The 6,584-nt window shown below is 76.4% G+C and carries 1 protein-coding gene; it reads left to right on the forward strand.

Annotation, left to right across the window (positions count from 1 at the left end; translation table 11 throughout):
• Positions 1-257: 257 nt before the first annotated feature.
• Positions 258-6,584, forward strand: a 6,327-nt coding sequence (locus AB0917_RS33205) for an amino acid adenylation domain-containing protein (protein ID WP_366823434.1), incomplete at its 3' end; no start/stop codon positions are given.

The following is a 6,584-nucleotide window of genomic DNA, read 5'->3' on the forward strand; positions in this document are numbered from 1 at the left end:
GTCGATGGCCCGTACGCACCCACCACCGCTCCCGTCGCGCCGCCACGCCGACGGTCTCATCGGCGTGCCCGCACGGCCCCGCCCCGCACGGCCCTGCCCCGCACGGCCCGGCCCCGTACGCCCCGTTCCCGTACGCCCCGGCCCCGCACGGGCCGCCCTCGTACGTCCGTCATCGCCCGCCCCGCCCGAGCCCGTCCCGTCAACGCCCCTGTCCGCCTCACCGGAGTCCGGTGAGTATTCCCGCCGGGAGACTGCGCATGACCACCGACCGCGAACGTCTGCCGCTGACCGAAGCCCAGCTCGGGCTCTGGTCCGCGCAGCGACTCGACCCGGCGAACCCCGCGTACCTCACCGCGGAGTACGTCGAGCTCACCGGGGAGCTGGACGAGCAGACGTTCGCGACGGCGGTGACGTGCGCCACCGGCGAGGCCGACGGGCTCTCCGTCCGCTTCACCACCGACGGGGACACGGCCTGGCAGGAGACCGCAGCGGTGGCGCCCGCCCGCCCCGAGCTGCTGGACTTCCGCCAAGCAGGCGACCCGCAGGCCGCCGCACACGCGTGGATGGCCCACGAACTCGCCCTGCCCGTCGACCTGGAGGGCGGCCGGCTCCAGCTGCACGCCCTGCTGCGCACCGGGGACCACCGGTGGCTCTGGTACCACCGCTGCCACCACATCCTCCTGGACGCCTACGGCTACGCCCGCTTCGCCGAACGCGTCGCCGAGCTCTACGCCCACCTGAGAGCGGGCACCACACCGCCCGACGCGACGTTCGGCTCGATCCGCGACGCGGTCGCCGAGGACCGGCGGTACGCGGCGTCCGAACAGCACGCGCTCGACGCGGAGTTCTGGCACGACCTGCTCGCCGACCGCCCGCACCCCGCGACCCCCTCCCGCACGGAACCCACCCGCCCCGCACACCGGGCCCTGCGCACCGGGCTCCCCCTCGCCGCCGCCGACGCCGAACGGCTCACCGCCTTCGCCGCGCAGGCCCGCGCCACCTGGCCGGAAGCCGTCACCGCCGCCTGGGCCCTCTACCTCACCCGGCTCACCGGGGCGGGCGAAGCCGTGATCGGCCTGCCCGTCAGCAACCGCACCGGCAGCGTGCTCGCCAGACTCCCCGTCACCGCCGTCAACGTCGTACCGCTCCGGATCGCCGTCGACGAGCGCGAGCCCGTCGGCGACCTCCTGCGCCGGGTCGTGAAGACCCTGCGCCACCAGCGCCGCCACCAGCGCTACCGGGGTGAACGACTGCGCCGGGACCTCGGCCTGTTCGGCGACGGGAAGCGCCTGGTCGGCCCGCAGCTGAACATCAAGCCCTTCACCACCGAGATCGCCTTCGGCGACTGCACGGGGTCGGTGCACTCACTGGCCGCCGGGGCGGTGGAGGACCTCACGGTCACCGTGAGCGGGCGGGGCGGCCCGGACGGCCTCACCGGCCTCGACCTCGTCATGGACGGCAACCCCGACCTGTACGGGGCCGGGGAGCTGGACACCCATCTCCACCGCTTCGCCGGACTGCTGGACCGCCTCTCCCGCTGCGCCACCGACACGCCGGTGGGGCGCCTCGCGCTCGTGGGCGGAGCCGAACGCCACCGACTCCTGGAGGAGTTCAACACCCCGGTCGACGACGACGCCCCCGCACCCGACCTCGCCGCAGGCTTCGCGGAGCAGGCACGGCGCACCCCGGGGGCGGTGGCGCTGCGCTGCGGGGAGAGGACCCTCACGTACGCGGAACTTGCCGACCGGGTGGGCCGGTTGAGCGACCAGCTACGGGCCCGGGGGGCCGGCCGGGGCACCCTGGTCGCCGTCGCGCTGCCCCGGAGCGAAGCCCTGCTGGTCACGCTGCTGGCCGTGGCGTCGGCCGGTGCCGCGTACGTACCGCTGGATCCCCGCTACCCGGCGGACCGGCTGCGGTACATGCTCGACGACAGCCGGCCCCTGCTGCTGGTCACCGACCGGACGCCGGACGGCGGGACCGGGCCGGACGGTTGGACCGGGCGGGACGGTTGGACCGGGCCGGGGAGTGGGTCCGGGCCGGACGGGGGCGGGGCGACGCCCGTGCTCGGCGTCGACCTCGGCGGAACCGTCCGTGACCCGCTGCCGCCCGCGCCGCCCACCGCCGTACCGCCCGTCCACCCGGCCGATCCCGCGTACGTGATCCACACCTCCGGGTCCACCGGCCGCCCCAAGGGGGTCGTGGTTCCCCGGCGGGCCCTGGCCAACCTGCTCGCCGCCATGGGCCGGCTGCTCGGTCTGACCGGCGAGGACCGGCTGCTGGCCGTCACCACCGTCTCCTTCGACATCGCGGCGCTCGAACTCTTCGTCCCCCTCCTCAGCGGGGCGACGGTCGTGCTCGCGGACGAGGAGGCGGTACGGGACCCCTTCGCGCTCGCCGCGCTGATCCGGGCGAGCGAACCCACCGTGATGCAGGCGACGCCCTCGCTCTGGCGCGTCCTGGCCGACGCCGCCCCCGACGCGCTCGGCGGCCTGCGCGCGCTCAGCGGGGGAGAGCCGCTCCCCGCCGACCTGGCCCGCACCCTCGCCCGGGAGGCGGACGGGCCGGCCAACCTCTACGGGCCCACCGAGACCACGGTCTGGTCCACCGCCGCCACCCTCGACGACACCACCGCGCCGCACGTCGGCAGGCCGCTGCGGCGCACCCGCGCCTACGTCCTGGACCGGGCCCTGGCCCCCGCCCCGACCGGAGCGACCGGCGAACTCCACCTCGCCGGGGACGGGGTCGCCGACGGCTACCTCGGCCGCACCGGCCTCACCGCCGAACGCTTCGTCGCCGACCCCTACGGGCCGCCCGGCAGCCGCATGTACCGCACCGGCGACCTCGCCCGGTTCCGGGACGACGGCACCCTGGAGGTGCTCGGCCGCGCGGACCACCAGGTGAAGATCCGCGGCCACCGGGTCGAGCCCGGCGAGATCGAGGCCGCGCTCCTGGCCCACCCCTCGGTGACCGAAGCGGCGGTCACGGCGGCCCCTGGCCCGAACGGCGAGCCGGCTCTGGTGGCGTACTGCGTCCTGACCGGGGCCGGAGCCGGCACCGCGACCGGCACCGGCACCGCGACCGGCACCGGCACCGCGACCGGCACCGGCACCCCGGCCGACGCCGGCACCGGCATGGGCACCGACACCTCAGCCACCCCCGGCACCGACGCCCCCTGGGCCGACCCTCTACGCACCGCCCTGGCCGCCACGCTCCCCGAGCACCTGGTGCCCGGCCGCTTCGTCGCCCTGCCCCGGCTGCCGCGTACCCCGAACGGCAAGACCGACCGCGCCGCCCTCCCCGCCGTCGAGGCGAGCCCCCGCGCCGGACAGGGGCGCGCTCCACGGCCCGGCGCCGAGGCGCTGCTCTGCGACCTGTTCGCCCAGGTGCTCGCCCTGCCCGGTGCGGCACCCGACGACGACTTCTTCCGCCTGGGCGGCCACTCGCTCTCCGCCGCCCGGCTGGTCACCGCGCTCCGTGCCCGTACCGGCGTCGAACTGCCGGTACGCGCCGTGTTCGACCACCCGACCCCGGCCCGGCTCACCCCCGTGCTGGAGGACGCCCAGGCGTCCCGGGAGACCGCCGCCGTGCCCCCGCTGGTCCGGCACCCCCGGACCGACGACCCGCCGCTCTCCGCCGGGCAGCGGCGCCTGTGGTTCCTCGGCCGGAGCGAGGGCGAGGACGGCTCGTACAACATTCCGCTGGCCCTGGACCTCACCGGGCGGCTCGACCCGGCCGTGCTGCGCCTCGCCCTGGCCGACCTCACCGCCCGCCACGAGGTCCTGCGCACCGTCTTCCCCGCCGACGGAGGAGAGCCCCGGCAGCACATCCTGGACGCCGCGTCGGCGCCGCCCGAGCTGACCGAACAGACCGCCTCCGTAAGCGACCTGACGACACGTCTGACCGAGATGGCGTCGCGGCCGTTCGCCATCGAACGGGAAATCCCGTTGCGTGCGGCGCTGTTCACCGTCGTCCCCGAGGGCGGCGGTGAGCCGGACCGGCAGACCCTGCTGCTCGTTCTGCACCACATCGCGGCGGACGAATGGTCCCTGCCCCCGCTCCTCGACGACCTCGCCTCGTTCTACACCGCCCGGCTCCACGGCACGCCCCCCGACCGCCCGGCGCTCGCCGTGGACCACGCCGACTTCGCCCTCTGGCAGCGGGACGTCGTGGCGGCGGCCGAGACGACCGACACCGCGTACTGGCGCACCCGGCTCAGCGGCGCCCCCGAACAACTGCACCTGCCCTGGGCCCGCCCCCGGCCCGCCAGGACCGGCGGCCTGGCCCGTACCCACGACTTCACCATCGACGCCGAACTCCACGCGCGGACAACGGCCTTGGGCCGGTCCACCCGCACCACCTCCTTCATGGTGCTGCACGCCGCGTTCGTCGCCACGCTCGCCCAGCTCGGCTGCGGCGACGACCTGGTGATCGGCACGCCGGTCGCCGGACGGGACGACGAAGCGCTCCACGACAGCGTCGGTTTCCTCATCAACACCCTGCCGCTGCGTAGCGACCTCGGCGGCACCCCCAGCTTCCTGGAGCTGCTGGAGCGGACCCGGCACGACGACCTCGCCGCCCTCACCCACCGGCGGCTGCCGCTGGACCGCATCGTGGCCGAGGTCAACCCGCCCCGCCTGCCCGGGGTGAGCCCCCTGTTCCAGGTGCTGTTCGCCGTACGGGAGGAGTTCCCCGACCGGCCCGCCCTGCCCGGACAGAGCGGCCGGCCACGGCTCGTACCGACGGGGGCGGCCAAGTTCGACCTCCAGTGCACCATCAGCGAGGACCCGGTCACCGGCACGGCCTCCGGGCAGCTCGAATACCGCACCGACCTGTGGGACGCCCCGGCCGCCGACCGCTTCGCCCAGGCGCTGCTGCGTCTCCTGGAGCAGGTCACCGCCGACCCGGCCCGCCCCCTCGTCACCCTCGCGCCCACACCGGCCACGGCGCCGGCGGCCACCGCCCCGCACCCCCTCCCGCCCACCACCCTCGCCGCACTCTGCGCCGCCCAGGCCGCCCGCACCCCCGACCGCACCGCCCTCGTCAGCGGCGACGAGCGGCTGACCTACGGCGAACTCGACGCCCACGCCGCCCGGCTGGCCCGGCTCCTGGCCGAGCGAGGTGCCCGGCCGGGCACCCTCGTGGGCGTCAGCCTGCCCCGGGGCGCGAGCCTCCTCGTCGCCCTGCTGGCCGTCGTCCGGACCGGGGCCGCCTATCTGCCGGTCGACCCCGGCTTCCCGGCCGCGCGGATCCGGACGCTGCTCGCCGACGCCGGGCCCGCACTCCTGGTCACCGACCGGGCGACCGCCCGCACCATCGGCGCCGAGCCGCGTACCGCCCTCCTCCTGGACGACCCGGAGACCGCCCGCGCCGTCGGTGAAGCCGCGCCCCTCGCGCCCCGGCCCGCCCACGCCCTCGCACCGGCCTACGTCATCCACACCTCCGGCTCCACCGGCCGCCCCAAGGGAGTGGTCGTCACCTCGGGGGCCGTCGTCAACTTCCTGCTCTGCCTGGCCGAAACCCTGGAGTTCACCGAGCGGGAGCGACTGCTCGCGGTCACGACGGTCGGCTTCGACATCGCCGTACCGGAACTGTTCCTGCCGCTGATCACCGGCGGCACGGTGCTCCTCGCCGACCGGGAACAGGTCCGCGACCCGGCGCTCCTCGCCGCGCTGATCGGCACCGCCCGCCCCACCGTCATGCAGGCCACCCCCTCCCTGTGGCGGTCCCTCCTGGACCACGACGAGGAGGGGGTGACGGGTCTGCGCACCCTCGTCGGCGGCGAGGCCCTCGCCCCCGACCTCGCCCGACGGCTCGCGGACCGGGGGGCCGGGCTGGTCAACCTCTACGGGCCCACCGAGACGACCATCTGGTCCACCGCGGGCGCGCTCGGCGCGGCGGAGGCCGCACACCCGCACATCGGGACCCCGCTGTGGAACACCCGCGCCCACGTGCTCGGCCGGGGGCTCGTCCCGCTGCCCGCCGGGGTGGTGGGGGAGCTCTACCTCGCCGGGGACGGCCTGGCCCAGGGCTACGCGGGCCAGGCCGGGCTGACCGCCGAGCGTTTCACCGCCGACCCCTACGGGCCGCCCGGCAGCCGCATGTACCGCACCGGCGACCTCGCCCGGCTGCGGGAGGACTCCACCCTGGAGATCGTCGGGCGCGCGGACCACCAGGTGAAGATCCGCGGCCACCGCATCGAACCCGGTGAAGTCGCCGCCGCCCTGCGCACCCGCCCCGAGGTCGCCGACGCGGCCGTGATCGCCCACCAGGACGCCTTCGACCCCGCGCCCCGGCTCATCGCCTATCTCACCGGGCTCCCCGGCACCACCCCGCAGGAGCGGGCGGCCACGGCCGCCCGCGTCCGCGAGGAGCTGCGCACCGTCCTGCCCGGCCACCTGATCCCCGCGCTCTGCCTGCCGCTCGACGCCCTCCCGCTCACCCCCAACGGCAAGCTGGACCGCAACGCCCTGCCCGCGCCCCGGCCCGCCGACCAGGTCACCGGGCGCGCCCCGGCGGGCCGGCGGGAGGAGTTGCTCGCCGCCCTCTTCGCCGACCTGCTCGGCGTCGTACTGGTCGGCGCGGAC

Source organism: Streptomyces sp. NPDC007346 (assembly GCF_040703535.1).
GTDB lineage: Bacteria > Actinomycetota > Actinomycetes > Streptomycetales > Streptomycetaceae > Streptomyces.